Source organism: Arcobacter sp. CECT 8985 (genome assembly GCF_004116495.1).
Taxonomy (GTDB): domain Bacteria; phylum Campylobacterota; class Campylobacteria; order Campylobacterales; family Arcobacteraceae; genus Malaciobacter.
The window spans coordinates 1-20,134 of the sequence record NZ_PDKC01000038.1 but is presented as its reverse complement, the minus strand read 5'-3'; the positions used below and the strand labels follow the sequence as shown (position 1 = coordinate 20,134).

Below are 20,134 nucleotides of genomic sequence, written 5' to 3'. Positions count from 1 at the left end.
TATTAAGGGTATTTGTAGTTATAGAAAACTCTATAAAACCCTTTAATAAGACAACATGATATTAATGAATTCTATATCTTTATAAATTATATAAAGCTTAAATTATAAGATTATCTTATTTTAAAATATTTTAATATTTTTATAATTTATAATGATGTATAATTATAAATACTTATAATTATTTGGAGTAAAATATTAATGAAAACATCTTATTTAAGTAATCTGTTAAAGGTATTTATACTTTTAGTGATCTCTATAAATCTCTATGCACAGCCATTAGAGTTATCTAGTTTTATTGTTAGTAATAATCAAAAGACAATATCAAGTAAGTATAATGGATATATAGAAAAACTATATATCAATGAAGGTGATTATGTAAAAAAAGGAAAACTTCTTTTAAAAATAGATTCAAAAGAAATGTCAACGTTAAAGTCTCAAACTATACTTAGTATTGCACAAGCTAAATTGAATTTTAATATTGTAAAAAGTGATTTAGATAAAGCTACAATTGATTTTGATAGATATAAAAGACTTTTTGAAAAACAATTGATTTCAAAAAGTGACTTTGAAAAATTTGAACTAAAAAAGAATAATTTAAAAAGAAATCTAGAAATAGCAAAAAAATCTATAAAACAAAGTAGAGATAAACTTCAAGAGATAAATAAAAATCTTAAATATTTAAATATAAGAGCTTCAAGTGATGGTTTAATAATAAAAAGATATATCAATGAAGGTGAATTAGCAACAGCAGGAGCACCTCTTTTAACAATAAGTGATGTTGATAATTTAAATCTTTATTTAGATGTAGCTGAAAGTGATTTATCAAAATTTAGAAAGAAAGAAAACTTAAATATATATATTGAATCACTTAATATAAATCAAAAAGCAAAAGTAGTAGCAATATTGCCAAGTGTTGATTCTGGAACTAATAGTTTTAGAGTAAAATTAAGTTTTAAAAGAACTGATAAAAGAGTACTTCCAGGAATGTACGCAAAAGTGAGAGTTGAATAAAATGGATTACAAATCTATAAAAGTACACAATATTGGTGGAATACTTTCAAAAACTTTTCTTCATAATCCTCTAACTCCTATAATTGCAGTTTTTATTTTACTTTTAGGGTATATAGCATTAACTTTTATGCCAAGGGAAGAAAACCCACAAATGATTGTTTCTGGTGGAAATATTATTGTTTCATTACCAGGTGCAACACCACAAGAAGTTGAAAATGTTATTGTAAAACCAATTGAGAGAAAAATGAAAGAGGTTTTAGGAGTAGAGCATATTCAAGGAATAGCAAGAGAGGATGTGGGAATTGTAAATGTTATGTTTTATATTGGTGAAGATAAAGAACAATCAAATCTTAAAATGTATGACAAGATGATGCAAAATTTAGACATTTTGCCAAGGGGAGCTAGTCAACCTTTGATTAAGCCACTTGATATTGATACAGATATACCTATTTATTCTATTGCTTTTTATTCTAAGGATAATAAAATTAGTCAAGCTAATTTATATGAAAAAGTAAAACATTTGCAACAAAAATTTAACTCTATAGAAAATATAGCACAAGCTAATATTATTGGTGGACATAAAAAACAATTTAATGTTATTCTTGATACTAATAAACTTAATCGATACAATTTGACAATAAATGATGTAAAACAAGCACTTAATGCAGTTGTAATTAATGCTGCACAGTTAAAAAAAGCTAGAGGAAATGAAATAAGAATTGGAAGTATAAAAAATGTACTTCAATCTATAAATGATGTTCAAAATATAATTATTCCTACACCTAATAGAATTGTATATTTAAAAGATATTGCAACTATAAGTGATGGAGTTGATTTTCAAAATTATAAAAAAGCAGAGATTAATTTAAAAGATAAAAACCTTTATCCTCAAGTTACTTTGACTCTATCTAAATTAAAAGGTTCAAATGCTGTTGTTATAGCAGATGAAGTGACTAAAAGATTATCTCAAATGAGAAGTGAATTAAAAAAAGAGGGAATAAATTATACTATTACTAGAAATGATGGTGAAAGAGCAAATGATGCTGTAACTGAACTTATGTTTCACCTTTTGATTTCAGTTGTTATTATTATTTTATTATTGATTTTTGTTCTTGGTTGGAAAGAAGCGATGATCGTAACATTTACAATTCCGGCAATTTTTTCAATAACACTTTTTGTAGCATATTTAGGTGATCAAACAATAAATAGAATCACTCTATTTGCATTTCTTTTATCCCTTGGACTTTTGGTTGATGATGCTATTGTTGTGGTAGAAAATATTCATAGACATTTTCATAAAGAAGATAGTAAAGATAAAACAAATGAAGAGATTATGGTAGAAGCAACTGATGAGATTGGAGCTTCTACAAATATAGCAACTATAGCAATCATTCTAACAATGGTACCTATGGCATTTGTAGGGCAAATGATGGGACAATTTATGAGACCAATTCCTCTAAATGTACCAGTAGCCATGGCTGCTTCACTTATAATAGCATATATTTTTACCCCATATTTTGCAAATAAAATATTAAAAAGAGGAAAATAATGAATAGTATTAAAAATCTGGTTCATTTATGTATAAAAAATAAAAAAAATAAAACAATAGTACTTTTGGCAACTCTGTTTGCCTTTTTATTTTCTGTATATTTACTTCCTTTAGAAGTTGTAAAAGCAAAAATGCTTCCAGGAAAAGATTCAAATACTTTTACAGTATATGTGGATTTACCAACAGGAAGTTCAATCTATCAGACAAAAAAAGTAACTGATGGAGTTGTTAGTGTATTACAAAAAGAAAAAGAAGTTTTAGACTCAGAAGTTTTTTTAGGAACTTCTTCTCCCCTTGATTTTGCAGGACTTGTTAAAATGAGTGGACTAAAAAGTGGAGAAAACTTTGCAGAAATAGTTGTAAATATTTTAAAAAAACATGATAGAGAAGAACCTTCATTTCTTATGGCTCAAAGATTAAGAATAGAGATAAATAAAGTTGTTGAAAAAATAAATCCAAAGGCTACTATAAAAATGGTAGAACCACCAGCTGGTCCTCCTGTATTAGCAGCAATTGTTGCAGAAATTTATGGAGATAATTATAACTCTATAGAAAAACTTGCAAAAAGAGTAGAAAAAGTCTTTAAAAAAACTGATGGTTTAGTTGATATTGATATTATTGGTGATGATGATTATGAAAAGTATGAGTATATACTTGATTATGAAAAAATAAAAAGACTTGGAATAAGAGTAAGTAGTGTAACCGACTTACTTGAAACAGCATTTAATGGTAAAGTTATAAATACTAAAAATTCATCAAAATATTCTACTCAAATTGATTTATTTATAAGAACTAAACAAAGAAATTTTGATGTAAATAATGCCTTGTCATCTTTAAAAGTAAAAAGCTCAAATGGTAATTTAGTACCTTTAATAAGTATTGTAAAAGTTAAAAAAGTAAAAAATGAAAAAACAATATATTCAAAAGATTTGAAAACTATGTTAAATGTAGTTGCAGAGACAGACATGGTATCTCAAATTTATCCACTACTTGATGCTAGAACTTTTATAAAAGAGAATTTTGATGATGAATATAAAGTGACAAATGCAAATTTGTTAAACCTTTGGCTTACAGATAAAAAGACAGGTGAAAAATTAAAGCTTGTTTGGGATGGAGAATTAAAAGTAACATTAGATACTTTTAGGGATTTAGGTGGGGCTTTTATAGCAGCACTTGTTCTTATATTTTTACTTATGGTTGTTTATTATAAAAACTTTGCTTTAAGTGGAATTGTATTGTTATCAAGCTTTTTATCAATCATTGGTGTGATTTTTGGGCATCTATTTGTAGATATAGTTACAAACCACACATTCTTTTTAACAGCAACTTCTCTTATTGGTTTTATTGCTCTAATTGGTATTAGTTCAAGAAATGCACTTTTACTAATAGATTTTACAAAACATTTAGTTGCAACTGGAATAGAGAAAAAAGAAGCAATAGCGACATCTGCATCAATAAGAGCAAAACCAATTATTCTAACAGCTGCTTCGATTATCCTAGCTTCTATATTACTTGCAAATGATGCAGTTTTTGGAGGTCTTGGTGTATCTTTAATCTTTGGAACAGTAGCAGCTGTAATTGCATCAATTTTTGTTGTTCCTGTATTGATTGATAATATTGATGAAAATGTTTTAAAAGCTTAAAATAATTGAAGAGTATTTCCTTGTAATATTTAGTTTTTCGCAATGGAAAACTATATATTATGATGTAAAAATAGCTAAAGATAAAAAAGAGTTAAAAGATCTTTGTTAGCTGATGCTAATTGGGTAAATAAAATAAAAGATAATAGAATAAATGAAATCATTCCTTTTAATGAAGATTGTTTAAAAGTATTATATTAAAAATTATCGATATTATGTAGCAAATGCACAAAGCCATTTTAAGGGCTTTTAAAACATTAAAAACTAATTTTATTCTATGTTTAACTTTGCTTTGATACAATTAATCACGAACAGAATAACTGCTTAGTTTAAGTTGCCTAAAGTCATTGACTTTCTCTGTTTGCACTTGCGAACACTAGTTTTTTAACTCCATATCTTTCATACCAAGCGTATGAGAAATATATTTCTAAATTTTCTTCTTTATCTAGCGACTTTAAAAACTCATCATCAGGATATTTATCCATTAACTCATCATGTGTTTTTTGCACAAAAGCATTATGCTTCCTAATTTCATCAGGAATTGGAACATAAGGCTCTAAATTAGTGGTGCCTTGCTCTTTCAGTTCTTTTAGTTTTTCATCAGTTATGTAATCAACTGGTGTGAACGTTTCATCTTTCCCAATTCTTACTTTTTTAGCAAAAAGCTCTTTTTGAAATTGTTTGTAATCATATACTTGTTTCAAATTGGTTCTCCCTCATCACCGATGAGTCGTTTTTTATATTGTTCCAATAGGTCATTTTCAGTAATTTCCATGTTCATCACTTTTCTCAAGTCTAAAACCATTGATTTTAAAAGGCTTATAGCCTTCAACATTAATAGTAGTTCCACATTCCCTTGGTTGATTGTAAAACTTTTTATATTTCATAAAACCTTCGTCAAATGTTAATAAATCATCTTGTGACTCACAATCACTTTCTTTAGCTTCAAAAGGTTCATCATAGCCATTATCTAAAACTAAAATATCTCCTTTAACTTCAAGTACTTCACATGGTATGCTACCTAGTTCGTCATCATTAAAGTAAACTCTACTACCTATTTTAAAATTATAGGCTATACTCTTTTTATTTTCCATTTGATTCCTTTATTTAGTACATTCATCTAAGAACTGTTTTTTATAGGTTTCATTGTTTAGCATAGAAGAAAGCTTTATACACTCTTTTTTGATAACAGTTTTGTCTTTTGTATCAATACTTCTTTTAGCTAACTTTCCTAAGTTGATTGCAGTATTAATTAAATCATCTTCAAGAATTTTATTTTGAATTACATCAGCAGATTTTACTTCAAGATTAGCATCTAGGTTTACAGAAGTCAATAAAAATATATTTAGTAAAAGTAGTTTTGTTTTCAAAAAAAATCCTTTTGATTTATTTTAACAAAAAATAATATATATTTATATAATAAGTAAGTAAAAGTTATTTAGTTTTTCTTAGAATTATTATTACATATAAGTCTTTTTATAGAGTCTTTAGATGCTTTAGAACTACTTTTATCTTTTACAATTAAAAGCTCATCACCTTCATCTAAATTATAATCATCATATAGCTTATCTAATACAAGATTTACAGCTTCATCAGTGATATTTATTTCACTATCTAAGAAGCCATCTTCTGTATAAGTACAAAGGCTTATAGTGCCTTTGTCTTTGTTGTATTCTAGGGTTTGGGTGTTAGGCATTGTTTTTAAGCTCACAAATAAATAAAAGTTCTTTATGGTTGTCTATTTTGGACTTACCAGTAGAGAAAGGTTGATGTTCCATTTCTCTTATAGTTAAATTGCCTTTATTGTTCATAACTCTAATTATGTCTTCTTCTTTCATTCTTGCATTAGACCTATCATTTCCTTTATCCCCCATATTAAAATAAGATAAAATAAAATATTTTGCTTTTACATTGGATAATAATTCATCAAATGTATCAATGGCATTTTTACTACAATATTTAGAGTTTTTTTCTTTTCTATTTTTCATTTTTGAAGCTTTGCCCTCAACCTCAGGTTTTTCCCATCTAGCTAAGTTTTCAACTAAGTGATAAAGAGAAGAGTATTGTCTTGAATTGTATGGTGGGTCTGCATAAACTATATCTACAGAATGCTCTATTTTAGTATCAAATAATATATTACTGTCAGTATTATAAATCTCATTAGCTTTGTTTTTATCATGAAAAATATCTAAATGCTTTAAGAAAAATTCATCTTTAAATTCGGCATTTTCTCTGTATGCGTCATAGTGACCACAAGTATTTGCAATTTTATCAGAAGCATAAATTAAAGAAGTAATTAATATAGCTCTTTCTCTGAAATTTATTTCATCTTTTTTATAAGATTTTTCAATTGACTCTCTAATTGTCCCTATCTTTTTTGCCGTTGAATTTGAAAAAAATTTATCTCCAAAACATTTTGAAAAATAGTTTTCTCTTCCTTTAATACTATTGAATTCACTAATAATTGAATCTATTTTATTAAAATCAAAACTCTCATCAGATAAAAAAGCATAGTTAGATATATAATTAGAATACAATAAATCATTTGTTATGGTTTTTACATTACTTTTATTAAAATAGTTACCTACAACACCAGTCCCTGAAAATATGTCAACAAAACTAGAGTACTCTCCAATCTCATTATCAATCGTTTTAGAAATAAATTCTAAAAGTTTTGTTTTTGACCCCATATATCTTCTATTATGAATAGAAAACTTATCAAATGGAGTTTTTTTTAATTCATCAGTACTATCGTGTATTAGCTTTTCAACTGTTTTACTATAAGATGCAAAATTATTTTTTTGCATATTTGTATCTAAATGTTTTAAATACAAATCATCAATTGTAATTTTAAGTTCATTTTTCATGATGAATTATATCAAAGTGCAACTTAATTAGTTCATATTTTGATGCATAGTAAAAAGGAAACATATGGCATATAGTTATTTTGGTAATACATCTGCAAAAGAAGCCAAATTATTAATTAATATTGAAGCTCACTTAATTTTATTAAATCAATTATTCAAAACTACTACAGATGAAGATAAATGGGTATCTAATAGTTCTTTGCAATTAAGATATGTAGAGCTATTAAAAGAAAGTAAATTATTAAACTCAAATGAAATGGAGTTAATTGCTAAAAATGCAAGAACTAAAGTTTCATTTTTAAAAGATTTAGGATTAGTTGATTTTGAAAATCTCAAAATTACTGAAATTGGTAATGAGTTGTTGCAATTAATTAATGAAAAAAAGTTTGAAGAAAAGAATGAATTCCTACAAATAGACTTAGTGTCATTGTTTTTCTTGAAATACTTTTTTAAATACAAAAAAACTCATGATATAGAAGATATGTTTTTAAAATATTTGTATATTTTTAAAAAACTTGAAGGTAAGCTTACTTACGAACAATTTTATTTATTACCATTAATTAGTAACTATGAAGATATAGATACTTTTGTGGCACTATTAAAAAATGGTGATAATGACTTAAGTTTGCTTTTCAAAGGCTTTATTGATACTAATGAAAGAGACAAGCAAAGAAAAGAAACTTTTTTAGCTGATTATGCAAAAAATGGGGTAATTACTGATTTAGAACCTTTTTCAACATCTAAAGGTACAAATTTTGTTCAAGATTTGCCTTATGTTTTAGAAATATTTAAAAGAATAAAAGATAAAAGTTATTCAAAAGCTGATATAAGAAATTTATTCATTAAGAAAATAGATGGTGAAAATAACGATTTTAGAAAATTATATTTGCCAACTATGCTTGGAACAACATCTTTAGCAATCAAAAAGAACACTTATATGCATTTATATAGGAAATTATTTACAATAATAAGAAGTAAAGGTTATGATGAATTATTAGAGTATTTTTTTGATTTAATTTACACTAGTAGATATTTTAACAATTTAAGAGATTACAAGAATCAAAATACATATTATTTAAGTTTAACGGGTATTTTTACATTTATAAATGGTGAGGTAAAAATAAGTGAGATTTTTAATGTAATTCTAAAAAGTTCGCAATATGAAGAAATATTAAAATCTATATCAGAGACTTCAATAACTAAAGATTCTTTAAATGATCTATTTGAGGATGAGGATGTAAAAGCTACATTTGCTGCAATGGGAGTAGATAACACTCATGATTTAAATATGTTTCAATACAATAAAGATAAAGAAAAACTTCAAGAACTGCTTGATACAACATTTACAAAAGAGAAAGTAAAAGAGCTTATTCCTTTATTTAAAATAAGAAATGATAAAAGAATTCAAGATGAAGTAACTGTTAGAGCTACAGTTCCAACTATATTTGAATATATAACTGCATTATCATGGTACTATATTGATAACAATAATATTGATTTTGTATTGAAAGCAGGATTATCTTTAGATACTAATATGCTTCCTAAATCACATGCTGTTGGTGGAAGCTCTGATTTTGAAATTAAGTATGATGACCATACTTTAATGATTGAGGTAACATTAACAGAAAGTACAAATCAAAGAAGAGCAGAAATGGAGTCTGTATCAAGACATTTAGGAAATATACTTTTAGAATTAAATGAAGAACAACAAGAAAAAAGTTATGGAATATTTATAGCTCCTCATTTAAATAAAAATGTATTAAATGATTTTAGAACAAGACAATTATCATATTGGGAGAATGAAACAGACTATATCAAAGGTATGAATATAATACCTCTTGATACAGATGATGTGGTAAATATTTTAGATTCAAATATAATGTATGCTGAATTAAGACCTAAGTTTTATGAGATTATTGAAAAAGACAACGACTGGGGTTCTAAATGGTATTACGATGAAGTAAAACCATTTATTGAAAATCTTAATAGTTAGTAATTAAAACTTCAATTGTTGAGTTTTTATCTCTATTTTTAGTTTGGTAATTGCAATTACTATATGAGTGATTTAAATAGTTCACTTTATAGTTTTTGCTTTTGCACCAGTCTATTAGTAATTGATTTTTATTGCCTTTGCTTTCAAGTACATTTGATAAAGCAAATTTAATACCTCTACTAGTTAATGAATCAAGATAGTCTAAAAGTTCTTCTTCTAGTTTTTCATTCCATCCACCATTTTCATTATAACTTGCAGTTGTAGCTAAGTATGGTGGGTCAAGATATACAAAAGAATCATTAGGAATTGATACTTTTCTAAAATCGGTTGATTTGAATTCTATGTCAAGATTTTTTAATCTATTTACAAATAGCTCTAAATTTTTCTGCATATTTGAAGTAAAATCTCTCTTGTTAACTGGTAAGTTGAATTTTCCATTTTTATTGAATCTAATTTGATTATTAAATGCGAAGATTACTAAAGTATAGAACATAATTGGATTAGGATTTGAGTTATAATCTTCTCTTAATCTTAAATAATTCTCTTTATTATAAGAAGCAAGCCCTTCTCTTGAATTAGTATTATATTTTTCATATCCAAATTTTGAAGATTCACTTAAATTATATCTTTTAATAAGGTTACTAATTTCAGTTTTTATTTTTTTGATAGAATTGTTTTTAAAATATTCATAAAGCTCAATTACTTCTTTGTTTATATCATTTGCAATGATTTTATTGGCATTACTGTTTATTGCTACATTACAACCACCTGAGAATAAATCTACAAAAGTATCAATCTTTTTTGGGAAGAAAGGAACAATTTGATTTAATAATTTAAATTTTCCACCAGTATAATTAAGAGGTGATTTTATAAATTCTTTTTGTAGTAAATCTAAATATGAGAATGTATCTACTGAAATATTCATTGTGTTGCCCTTTTTTTTATGCTTTTATTGTAATGAAAACTTTTTAAAATTTGTAATTATATTACAATTTGAAATATTTTTATTTTTCATCTTTCTTTTTAAAAAGATTTTTTTTCGTTTCTTCACTCAATTTCCGTTTTTGTTCTTCCAATCCAAGTTTCTCAAATAAATGTTCATAAGGAATATCTTTATCTACTAATTCTCCAAGCAAAACTGCAATAATAGCTAAGTTTTTTGGAATCTTACCTTTACTTCTTAGGTTGGTTATTGAATTTGGATTTGTCTTTATAAGATGCCCAAATTCTTTAACACTTAATCCTGATTTTCTAATATTTCTAATTAATTCATCGTAATCCATAAGCATCCTTATTCTTTATAATATATAAAAAAGCCTTAAATCTATATTAATCAATATGTGTTTATTACATAAAATTATTTATCTAATAAATTAAAATATTTGACAATTTTTATTGATAACACATTAAATTATGTGTTATAATTAAGTATAAATAAAACACAAGGAACAAAAAATGGCACAACATTTTCTACTATCAAGTAAAGCAAGAGAGTTATCAATGGTAAAAATTATGATGATGTCTGATATAGAAGTTTTTGAAGTATTTAGAAATGTTAGATGGAATACTACAAATGGTGAGCCAGTTTGTCCTTGTTGTGGTTCAGTTAAAAAACATTACTTTTAAAAACAAGAATGCAGTTTAGATGTAAAGAGTGTTTCCATACATTTTCTGTTACTAGTGGAACTATTTTTGCTAGTCATAAAAAACCTTTAAAAATATATCTTTTAGCAATTGCTTTATTTACTAATGCAGTTAAATCAATTTCAGCTTTACAATTAAGTAGGGACTTAGATGTTCAATATAAAACTGCTTGGGTATTATCCCATAAGATTAGAGAATCATTAATGGATTATAATGAAGATGAAAAGTTTGAAGGAACTTGTGAAATGGATGGTGTTTATGTAGGTCATTATATAAGACCAAAAAATCAAATAGACAAAAGAGTTGATAGAAGAAAAGTTCATAAGCCTAATAAGAGAGTTGTTATCTCTTTAAGACAAAGAGCAGAGCTTAGTGATGAAACCGTAGGAGCAATAAAAACTAAAACTTTCATCTTAAAATCTGAGAACTCTAATGAGATAAAAGAGATAGCTCACAAATATATTAAAGTAGGTTCTTCAATCCATGCTGATGAATCAAATGCTTATGATGATTTAACTGCTCATTATGATATGAATAGAGTTAATCATCAAGTAGAGTATTCAGGAGTATATGGAGAGAACAATAATCAAAGTGAATCATTTAATGCAAGGTTTAGAAGAATGCAATATGGTAACTTACATAAGATTGGAAATTTATATTTATCTAACTATGCTAATGAAATTGCATATAGAGAAGATACAAGAAGAAAATCTAATAAAGAGATTTTTGATGATATTTTAGAAAAGTGTTTATCTTCTTTAGTATCTAATGAGTTTTGTGGTTACTGGCAAGGGAATAAACGTCTAGCTGAAAGGTTAGGCGTTTAGTTCCTTGTGGCAAGGTATATCTTGGCTCATTAATGAGTAAGAATTGTAAACTGCTTTACAATTTTAAAAATATACGACTTTTATTTTTAAACTAAGAGTTTTAATAAAAGTCTGATGTGAACTATCTTTAGCGTATTGTCGCAAAAGAGCAAAGCAATATAAGACATTGTGAGATAAGTTTCAGAGAGGTTTGTCCTCATTCTTGCGGGATTTTGCAAGTGTGGATTCACGATGTTCATGCTCCTTTTAGTTGTACATGGAGTTTAAATCCTTAATCTTCCAAATAATCACAAGACCTATTTTGTCAACCCTTTCAACTAGGTTATCTTTTTCTAAAGTACTTAATGCACTAATAACTGATTTTCTAAAGTTTTTAAGTTCATAGTCATTGTCAAAATTAAGAGCTTTTTTATTCATAATAATATCACTTAAATCATCAGTTCTGGTAGGTTCACTTTTCTCTTTAAGAGCTTCTAATATAAGTCTTCTATCTTCACCAGTTTCAAAATATCTATTTCTTTTATGTTTATTGACAATTTTTGTAGAACCAAATTTAAAATCAGGTTCAAATATTCTTATAGTTGCATCTATAGTAGCTAAGTCTTTATCTAAAGATTGAATAAGTTGTTTGTAATGTCTAATTGAGCCAAGAAGCTCACCTCTTTTTTTTGATAGTGCAGATATAACATGAGTGTCAGCCATTTTTTACTCCAATAATTAAAAATAAATTACTGAAATTTTAGCCTAAAAGTCTTGTGCGTTTGCTACATAATATCGAAAATTATTCATTTCTAATTTAATCAAATATATACTTTATGTATCAATATGTTAAAATAAATCAATAATAATTATGTAAGGAATCTAATCTGTGTACAAAAAGTTTATATGTATAACTCTTTTTATTGGATTATTTTGTGGTTGTTCAAGGCAAAACACAAAAATAAATGAATTTTTTCAAACACAAAAAGCAATAGCTATTTCACAAGATTATAAAGATATTTTAGATCTTGTGATTAAATATAAAATAAAATTAGATAAAAGAAATCCTAAACATTATAATAAGTATTTTAAATCTGCAATATATACACAAATAGAACAGATTGAAAAGAATATTACACTAAGAGATACGAATAATAAAAGATTAGTTAATTTCAAACAGTATTTAGATTTAGCATTTAATAAAAAAGGTATTAAATACAGAAATGATTATTTGATTCTTGGATTATATTATATGATTTATGATGCATATTCTTTACAAAGAGTACATAAATTTACAGCACTTAATTATGATAATGATAAATTAACAAAATTGTATAAAAATTTGTATATTTTAAGATGGAAAGTTAGAACTGCAAAAGATATAAATGGGAATTATCTATTTTTAACTTGGCAGAATAATTGGCAAATTGAGTATATGAAAAAAAAGTTTACAGATTTAAACAAACTTAAAACTTTAAATTCCATTGTATTAAATAAAGAAACTTTACTCTCTCATTCTAATTTTTCTTTTGAAGTGCTTTTATCAATAATGATAAATAGAGTTGAAAGTACTCTACGTGATATTGGAAGTGAACCTTCTGAAATTACAATAGAAACAATAAAATCTTTAGTATTTATAATTTAACACTTAAGGTTTTTATAAAAAATAAAGTAAAATGTTATAAATAATTAAGGAGCCACTATTATTAAATATCTATTGATTTTTACAATTTTTATTACTTATTCATTCGCTAGCACTTTGAATTTAGAAAATCCAAAATGTAATATTAAAAATATATCACAATATATAAAATATTATAAAGCTAATTCTAATGAAAAGAATTTAAAAGATATTATAAATAAAAAATTTATAAGTAAAAAAAAGATAGATTTATTTAGTTTGAAAAAAAATATTTATTGGTTAAAAATTAATTTAATTAATTGTGATGGCAAAAGTTATATATTAAATCTTGATAACTTTTTAATTGATGATATTGGTGTATATTTACTTAGAAATAAAAAATTAATAAAATCCTATACAGAAGAATATGAAAATAATATAATAGCAATTACCTCATATAATAAGTTTGCTTTTCCTTTGAATGAAAAAGGAGACTTTACTATTTATATTAAAATTGAAACTTCGTTTTATATTCCATCCATAAAAATTTTAACAAAAGATCTATTTCTAAAAAAACAAATGTATTCAAATATGTTCAATACTGCTTTTTATTTCTCTCTTATATTGATGTTTTTTTATAATCTTTTTATATATTTTGTATCAAAAATAAAAATTTATAAATATTATTTAGGATATATTGTATGTGTGTTTGGATTTTTATTTTTTTATGATGGATATTTTAATACTCTTTTTTTTAAGAGATCTGCTTTTGTAGGAGAATTGTTCTTTTATTTATTTTATACATTAACTTTTATTTGTGCTACAAAATTTTCAACATTTTTATTTCAAAGTAAAAGAAATCTATTTTTTCTTAATAAGATATTATTAAAGTTAGCTTTAGTAATTATGCCTATATTGGCTATTTTAGGATTACTATTAAGTATGTTTAATAAAGATTTTTCTTATTTGATACAAAAATGTTTGTTAATTTGTACAATTATAGTGATTTTAATGATTATTACTATTGCAATAAAATATTATAAAGTTAGAAAAGAGTTTATTTCAAAAATTTATTCATTTATTTGGATAGTTTTTATGATTGTTAGTTTACTTTTTGCTTTAAATATATTAATTGGATTTATTGATACAAATATAATGACAAAAATATTAAAATTCAATATATTATTAGAAATTATATCTATGTCACTATTTATAGCATATAGATTAAAAAGTAGTAATGAAAAAAATCTAAAATTAAAAATAAAAAATAGAGAGCAAGAACTTTTTATTTTAAGGCAAACTAAACTTGCTTCTTTTGGTGAGATGTTACACTCTATTGCACATGAATGGAAACAGCCACTTCATAGAATAAATATGATATCTTTAGATATAGAAACAACATATAATAAAGATAATTTAACAAAACAATATTTATATAATCAATTAAATGAGATTGAACTTCAAACAAATTATATGAATGATATGATAAATCAATTTATGGATTATTTCAATCCTAATAGTAAGACAAAAGAAGATTTTTATCTTATTGATTGTGTTAATGATGCTATCAATTTATTAAGCATTAAATTTAGCAAAAATTTGATAAATTATAAAATTAATTGTTTTGAAGATAAAGTTTTTACTAATGGATATAAAAAAGAGTATATTCAATGTATAATTATATTAATAAATAATGCAATTGATGCCATTATTAATAATAATATTGATAATAGACTTATAGAATTTAGAATTGAACAAATAGATAATATACCAAGGCTTTCAATTATTGATAATGCAGGTGGAATAAAAATTAGACCAATTGAAAAAGTATTTGACGCAAACGTTTCAACAAAAAGTAATAATGAGAATTCGGGAGTGGGATTATTTATCGCAAAAAAAATTATTGAAGATAATATGAATAAAAAATTAGAGTGTGCTAATTATAATAATGGAGCAAAATTTTGTATAATAGGATGAAAAAATGAAATTGTTATTTGTAGAAGATGATGAACTTTTAAGAAAAAGTTATAGTATCTATTTAGAAGATCTCTTTGATGAAATAATAGAAGCTCAAGATGGTAAAGATGGTTTAGATAAATATTATAAATTTAAACCAGATATTATCATGCTTGATATAAGTATGCCAGAGATTAATGGCATGGATGTTGTAAAGCAAATTAGAAAAGAAAATAAAGATGTTACAATTATTATTCTTTCTGCACATAGTGATAAAGCATATTTATTTGATGCCATTGAACTAAATATCTTTAAATATTTAGTTAAACCTCTACCTAGAAGTCTTTTTAAAGAGACAATTTTAAAAGCTATAGAAAGTAAAAGTAATGATGATAAAACAAATTGTGTTTCTTTAGTAGATAATTATGTTTGGGATAGTTATAATAAAATATTGAAAAAAGATAATGAAGAAGTAGATTTAACTAAAAATGAATATAAAATAATGTCTAAATTTTGTAAAGAAGAGATACATTATTTTACTTTAATGGATCTTTTTAATTGTATTTATACTTCAGATGAAGAGTATAGTGAAAATAAAATCATGATGATTTTAAAAAGATTTAGAAAGAAAACATCAACCAAAATTATTAAAAATATTTATGGAATGGGATATAAATTTAATATAATAAAGTAGAGTAATGTTCTACTTTATTTTATGGGATATTGTATATAAAACTGGTAAATATATAAGATTTAAAATTGTACCCCAAGCTAGACCAAAACCAAGTGCTATTGCAATAGGTTGAAATATAACTGCTTGACCTGTTGGAAAAAATATCAAAGAACTCATACCAATTAATGTAGTTATACTTGTCAAGATAATTGGTCTAAATCTTTTTTCCGCTCTATAAAATACTTCTTTTAATGTTTTTGCTTTTCTTAAATATGTCATCATTATTATTCCATCATTAATTACAACACCTGCTAATCCTAAGGCTCCAATCATTGAAGGCATGGATAGATTTAATCCCATTATTTTATGTCCTATTAATACTCCTAAAATAGAAAATGGAATTATACTCATCAAAATAAATGTATCTCTAAAAGAGTTAAATAAATATAGCATTGCAAGCATAATTAATAGTAAAGCTAACACTGTTGCATAAAGCATATCATTTTTTAAATTTTTCTTTTTTTCTGCTTCACCTTTAAAACTTAGTTTTATTCCTTGTTTTTTTACTTTTTCTAAACTAGAAGCAATTTTATTAAGTACTTCTGATGCAGTTATAATATCTGGATTTACATTTGCATATACATAAAAGTTTTTAATAGTATTATCTTTTTTTAATTGTTCAAATGATTTTATTATATTAAAATCTGCAACATCATATAATCTTACATAAGTGCCATTTGATAGAGGTATTTCAGTGTTTTTAAAATCATTATAGTCATCTTTATTTATACTTTGAATTTTTATATCAAGCATCTCTTTTGCATCAAATGAAACTGCTTTTTTCTTTTCTAAATATAAGTTTGAAAGATAAGAACCAATAAATCTTTCTGTTAACCCAAGCTTTTCCCCATATTCATTTACTTTTAGTTTTATTTCATCAATACCAAATTTTAAAGAGTTTGATGTTGAAACTACTCCGTTTATATTTTTTATTTCGTTTGTAATTTTTTGTACATTTTTAATAATCTTTTGATTGTTATCTGATATAAAACCAATTTTTATATCTGATTTAACAGGACCTACTTTTTTTTCTAAAACAATTAATTCATTTAAATTAAATCTTTTTTTATAATTTTGTTTGTTTAAAAATTCTTTTAATTTATGAGCTATTTTTTTTGATTTTTCTGTTCTTGTTCTTCCCTCTTTATCATAATAAAAAGTAAGGTATGGAGTAATATATTTATCCAAGAAATTCATTTGTTTTAATTTTTGAAGTTCAACAGTCATATACATTACATAAGGGAATCTTTCTGTATTCTTACCTGCATCTCTTCTATATCCTGCAACAGAATCAATACTTCTTATAGAAAATTCATCTTTTCTTTTTATTAAATCTGCTTCAATTTTTTGTACAATCGCAAAAGCATCTTCAAGTTTTGTATTTTCATTTGCTTTAAAAGATATTTTAATATCAGTAGCATCAAATTTAGGAAACATTTGAAATCTTGACTCTTTAATTTCTAAAATAGTAGCAATTGGAACTAAAATAACAAAAAGTACTAAAAAAGTCTTTTTCCAACGCATAAAAAAGTGAATAATCTCATTATAAACCTTATTTGGTTTTTCCCATGAAGTAACCTTTGCTCCACTTTTTAAAGTATGTGCAGCGTGTATAGGTAAAAAAATAAATGACTCAATTAATGATGCAACTAATAGTGCACTTAATGCAATAGGAATAAGTCTCATTACTTCCCCCATTGTTCCACTAATCATAAGTATTGGTAAAAATGAAAACAATGTAGTAATAGAAGCAATAGTTACAGGTTTAACCATCTCTTTAGCACCCATTATTGCAGCTTCTTTTGTGGAGTATCCTTCTTCTATGTGTTGTTGAATATTTTCACTAACAACAATAGCATCATCTACTACAATACCAATTGCAATTAATACTCCAACAAGTGAAATCATATTTATTGTATATCCAAATGTGTACATGTAAATTATTGCAATTACAAATGACGTTGGAATACCAATTGCAATAATAAATGACATTCGTAGATTTATTAAAAGTGCAACTAAAAGTGTTATTAGAATAATCCCAAGTAAAATATTTGAAATAACAATATTCAATCTATCTTGTATTCTTTCACTGTTGTCATCACTTATTGATATTTTGATGTCTTTGTGTTTTTTATTTAAAGAATTTAGTAGTTTTTTCATATCTCTTGATATTTTTAACGCGTCAGAAGTTTCATTTTGTTCAACTGCTAATGATATGGCATTTTCTCCATTAAAAGAGTAAAGAGTTGATGCATCTTCATATCTTTTTTTTATAGTGGCAATATCTTTTAAGTATATTTTTTTACCATTTAATTTTATTAATATTTTTTCAAAATTTTTCCCATTTTTTGCACCATTGTATGTTGATAAAAAAAAGTGCTTTTTTTTGCCTTCTATTTTTCCTATTGGGAAAATATAAGATAAGTTTGAAATAACATTGAATATATCATTTTTATTTAATCCAAGTGCATCGATTTTTTTATCATCTAATAAAATTTCAAAATATTTATCTGAATCACCATAAATAGTTACATTACTTACACCATTTATACCTAAAATTTCACTTTTAAAATCATCTGCAAGTGGCTTTAGTTGGTTTAGTGATAGCTTTTTTGAAGTTAGTGTTACATCTATTAGTTTTTTATATCTTTCAACTACATTTACACTTGGTTCATCCATATCTGAAGGTAAATTTGTTTTTGTAAGAGTGATAATATCTTTTACTTTATCTGCAATGTTATATCTATTTTGCCCTTTTTTTAACTCTAAAACAATACTAAATTTTCCAGGACTAATAGTTGTAGTTATCTCTTTTAATCCTTCAAGATTTTTAAGTTTATCTTCAATTTCTGTAACTGCCATTTTATCTAAAATATCAACACTTGCTCCACTATAAGAGCCACTTATTGATACCATATCTAATTCAAAATTTGGGAAAATCTCTTTAGCTGTTTTTGTGTAAGAATATACACCAATAATAAAAATTAGAAAAAAAAGTGTGTAATTCATACGAGAATTTTCTACAAAAAATCTCAAAAATTTTTCAAACATTAACTACCTTTTGGGAAAATTATTTTAAATACAGCACCATGTTTTGTATTTGATGCAGTAATTGTACCATTTAATCTTGATTCAACTAACCTTTTTGTCAAAGCTAATCCTACGCCACTACCATTTGTACCCTTTGAAGAGTAATCAATTGTAAATAACTTATCAAAATCATTACTTTTTATGCCACCTGCATTATCCTCAATTAGTAACATAATATTATCTTCTAAATCTTTAAGTGTAATAAATATTTTTTTATTATCACTTTTTTTATTGGATAATTCATAAATTGAATTTTCTAAAATTGATAAAACTATATTTAAAAAACTAGTTTTATATCCTTTATTTGATATCTCATCACAATCTTTTACTATTTTTATATTATTAAATACTAACTTACTATCAATAAGTCTTAATAAAGAGTCTATTTCTTTTTCTATTACAAAATTCTCTTTTTCATTTGGATTTTTATAAAAATTATAAATATCATTCATTGTATTATTTAAAAATTTTATGCTATCTTCTATTTTTGGCATTGTTTCCTTAAAGGTATTTTCAAATTTACTTTTATCTAATGAATGAATTGCTTTTAAAAGTAATATTTCTGAACCAAGTTGTGAAATTGGATTTTTCCATTGGTGGACTAAAGTTGCTATATTTTGACCCATTGTTGTAAATCTTGATTGTGAGATTAATAGTTGTTCATTCTCTTTTTTATCTTTTTCTATATTTTTAACTTTTGAAAAAAGTGCCAATGAGATAAAAATCACATCTAAAATTATACCTAATGGAATAATAATACCCATATTTGAAATTGGCTCAAAATAACCAAAATTTACTAAAGCACCATAAAAAGCCAATAAAAGAAAATTAAATTGTCCTAAAAAGTAAAATAATGATCCAGTAAGCTTATTTATTATTGCCCAGACAGATACAATAAAAAGTACAGGAATTGTTGTAAAAGCTAAAATATCTGTATATTTAGTAAATAACTTAATATCATCATATTTTAATGCTCCAAGATAAAAAATAGCAATAGAAGTATTTATTATTATTAATCCTAATAACATTTTATATATAAATGTATTTTTTTTTGGTTTAAAAAAACTAAATGGAAATAGAAGTATAAAAGTTTGAGTTAAAAAGCCAAGAGTCCAGTTTACATTGTTTGTCCATTTTAGATTATAGTGACTAAAAAACTGAAAGTAGTAACCATTTAATTTTAATTGGTATAAAGCAATAAAAATTGATAAAGCAATATAAATT

General features: G+C 24.7%; 19 protein-coding genes. 9 read left to right on the top strand and 10 right to left on the bottom strand.

Features of this window, described 5'->3' with window-relative positions; translation table 11 throughout:
• Nucleotides 1–198 precede the first annotated feature (198 nt).
• From CRU93_RS12525 to CRU93_RS12515, 3 genes are read left to right on the top strand one after another with little or no spacing between them, the layout of a single operon-like run.
• Complete coding sequence (locus CRU93_RS12525; protein WP_129104536.1) at nucleotides 199–1,011, top strand: efflux RND transporter periplasmic adaptor subunit; 813 nt, start codon at nucleotides 199–201, stop codon at nucleotides 1,009–1,011.
• A 1-nt stretch (nucleotide 1,012) separates the two neighbouring features.
• The gene (locus CRU93_RS12520) at nucleotides 1,013–2,560 is read left to right on the top strand and encodes an efflux RND transporter permease subunit (RefSeq protein ID WP_129104538.1); all 1,548 of its coding nucleotides are present in this window, start codon (nucleotides 1,013–1,015) and stop codon (nucleotides 2,558–2,560) included.
• Nucleotides 2,560–4,203, top strand: a complete 1,644-nt coding sequence (locus CRU93_RS12515; protein ID WP_129104535.1) for an efflux RND transporter permease subunit — start codon at nucleotides 2,560–2,562, stop codon at nucleotides 4,201–4,203. Before CRU93_RS12520 ends, CRU93_RS12515 begins: the two co-directional genes overlap by 1 nt.
• Before the next feature lie 341 nt (nucleotides 4,204–4,544).
• Here the strand turns inward: CRU93_RS12515 and CRU93_RS12510 are convergent, their stop codons facing one another.
• The 5 genes from CRU93_RS12510 to CRU93_RS12490 form a co-directional block, all read right to left on the bottom strand.
• Nucleotides 4,545–4,904 carry a hypothetical protein gene (locus CRU93_RS12510; RefSeq protein WP_129104534.1) on the bottom strand — a complete coding sequence of 120 codons (360 nt, stop codon included), beginning with the start codon at nucleotides 4,902–4,904 and terminating at the stop codon, nucleotides 4,545–4,547.
• A 57-nt stretch (nucleotides 4,905–4,961) separates the two neighbouring features.
• Nucleotides 4,962–5,294: a hypothetical protein gene (locus tag CRU93_RS12505; protein WP_129104533.1), complete on the bottom strand. Its 333-nt coding sequence runs from the start codon at nucleotides 5,292–5,294 to the stop codon at nucleotides 4,962–4,964.
• Between the two features lie 9 nt (nucleotides 5,295–5,303).
• On the bottom strand, nucleotides 5,304–5,570 hold the full coding sequence (locus CRU93_RS12500; RefSeq protein ID WP_129104532.1) for a hypothetical protein: 267 nt from the start codon (nucleotides 5,568–5,570) through the stop codon (nucleotides 5,304–5,306).
• 68 nt (nucleotides 5,571–5,638) lie between these two features.
• Nucleotides 5,639–5,896, bottom strand: a complete 258-nt coding sequence (locus tag CRU93_RS12495) for a hypothetical protein (RefSeq protein ID WP_129104531.1) — start codon at nucleotides 5,894–5,896, stop codon at nucleotides 5,639–5,641.
• Nucleotides 5,889–7,067: a DNA adenine methylase gene (locus tag CRU93_RS12490; protein ID WP_258238926.1), complete on the bottom strand. Its 1,179-nt coding sequence runs from the start codon at nucleotides 7,065–7,067 to the stop codon at nucleotides 5,889–5,891. The genes CRU93_RS12495 and CRU93_RS12490 overlap by 8 nt, the downstream gene beginning before the upstream one ends.
• Before the next feature lie 64 nt (nucleotides 7,068–7,131).
• Here CRU93_RS12490 and CRU93_RS12485 point away from each other — a divergent pair, with 64 nt between their 5' ends.
• Nucleotides 7,132–9,060, top strand: a complete 1,929-nt coding sequence (locus tag CRU93_RS12485) for an AlwI family type II restriction endonuclease (protein ID WP_129104530.1) — start codon at nucleotides 7,132–7,134, stop codon at nucleotides 9,058–9,060.
• Here CRU93_RS12485 and CRU93_RS12480 read toward each other — a convergent pair.
• Together CRU93_RS12480 and CRU93_RS12475 are read right to left on the bottom strand one after the other, a co-directional pair.
• The gene (locus tag CRU93_RS12480) at nucleotides 9,050–9,985 is read right to left on the bottom strand and encodes a DNA adenine methylase (protein WP_129104529.1); all 936 of its coding nucleotides are present in this window, start codon (nucleotides 9,983–9,985) and stop codon (nucleotides 9,050–9,052) included. The genes CRU93_RS12485 and CRU93_RS12480 overlap by 11 nt on opposite strands.
• Before the next feature lie 79 nt (nucleotides 9,986–10,064).
• Nucleotides 10,065–10,343 carry an XRE family transcriptional regulator gene (locus CRU93_RS12475; protein ID WP_129090737.1) on the bottom strand — a complete coding sequence of 93 codons (279 nt, stop codon included), beginning with the start codon at nucleotides 10,341–10,343 and terminating at the stop codon, nucleotides 10,065–10,067.
• A 172-nt stretch (nucleotides 10,344–10,515) separates the two neighbouring features.
• Between CRU93_RS12475 and CRU93_RS14365 the strand changes: the two genes are divergently transcribed.
• The gene (locus tag CRU93_RS14365) at nucleotides 10,516–10,686 is read left to right on the top strand and encodes a transposase (protein ID WP_258238925.1); all 171 of its coding nucleotides are present in this window, start codon (nucleotides 10,516–10,518) and stop codon (nucleotides 10,684–10,686) included.
• 8 nt (nucleotides 10,687–10,694) lie between these two features.
• Entirely contained in the window at nucleotides 10,695–11,531 is an 837-nt protein-coding gene (locus CRU93_RS12470) for an IS1595 family transposase (protein ID WP_258238924.1), read from the top strand.
• 246 nt (nucleotides 11,532–11,777) lie between these two features.
• Here CRU93_RS12470 and CRU93_RS12465 read toward each other — a convergent pair whose 3' ends face one another.
• The gene (locus CRU93_RS12465) at nucleotides 11,778–12,233 is read right to left on the bottom strand and encodes a hypothetical protein (RefSeq protein ID WP_129104528.1); all 456 of its coding nucleotides are present in this window, start codon (nucleotides 12,231–12,233) and stop codon (nucleotides 11,778–11,780) included.
• 166 nt (nucleotides 12,234–12,399) lie between these two features.
• On the opposite strand from CRU93_RS12465, the gene CRU93_RS12460 reads away from it, so the two are divergent.
• The 3 genes from CRU93_RS12460 (at nucleotide 12,400) to CRU93_RS12450 (ending at nucleotide 15,781) form a co-directional block, all read left to right on the top strand.
• Nucleotides 12,400–13,155, top strand: a complete 756-nt coding sequence (locus CRU93_RS12460; protein WP_129104527.1) for a hypothetical protein — start codon at nucleotides 12,400–12,402, stop codon at nucleotides 13,153–13,155.
• 72 nt (nucleotides 13,156–13,227) lie between these two features.
• The gene (locus tag CRU93_RS12455; RefSeq protein WP_309109283.1) at nucleotides 13,228–15,108 is read left to right on the top strand and encodes a 7TM diverse intracellular signaling domain-containing protein; all 1,881 of its coding nucleotides are present in this window, start codon (nucleotides 13,228–13,230) and stop codon (nucleotides 15,106–15,108) included.
• A 4-nt stretch (nucleotides 15,109–15,112) separates the two neighbouring features.
• Nucleotides 15,113–15,781: a response regulator transcription factor gene (locus CRU93_RS12450; RefSeq protein WP_129104525.1), complete on the top strand. Its 669-nt coding sequence runs from the start codon at nucleotides 15,113–15,115 to the stop codon at nucleotides 15,779–15,781.
• Between the two features lie 9 nt (nucleotides 15,782–15,790).
• On the opposite strand, the gene CRU93_RS12445 is transcribed toward CRU93_RS12450, so the two are convergent.
• Both CRU93_RS12445 and CRU93_RS12440 read right to left on the bottom strand, forming a co-directional pair.
• On the bottom strand, nucleotides 15,791–18,871 hold the full coding sequence (locus CRU93_RS12445; RefSeq protein WP_129104524.1) for an efflux RND transporter permease subunit: 3,081 nt from the start codon (nucleotides 18,869–18,871) through the stop codon (nucleotides 15,791–15,793).
• The coding region (locus CRU93_RS12440; protein ID WP_129104523.1) for a sensor histidine kinase at nucleotides 18,871–20,134 on the bottom strand (1,264 nt) is incomplete at its 5' end. The genes CRU93_RS12445 and CRU93_RS12440, both read right to left, overlap by 1 nt.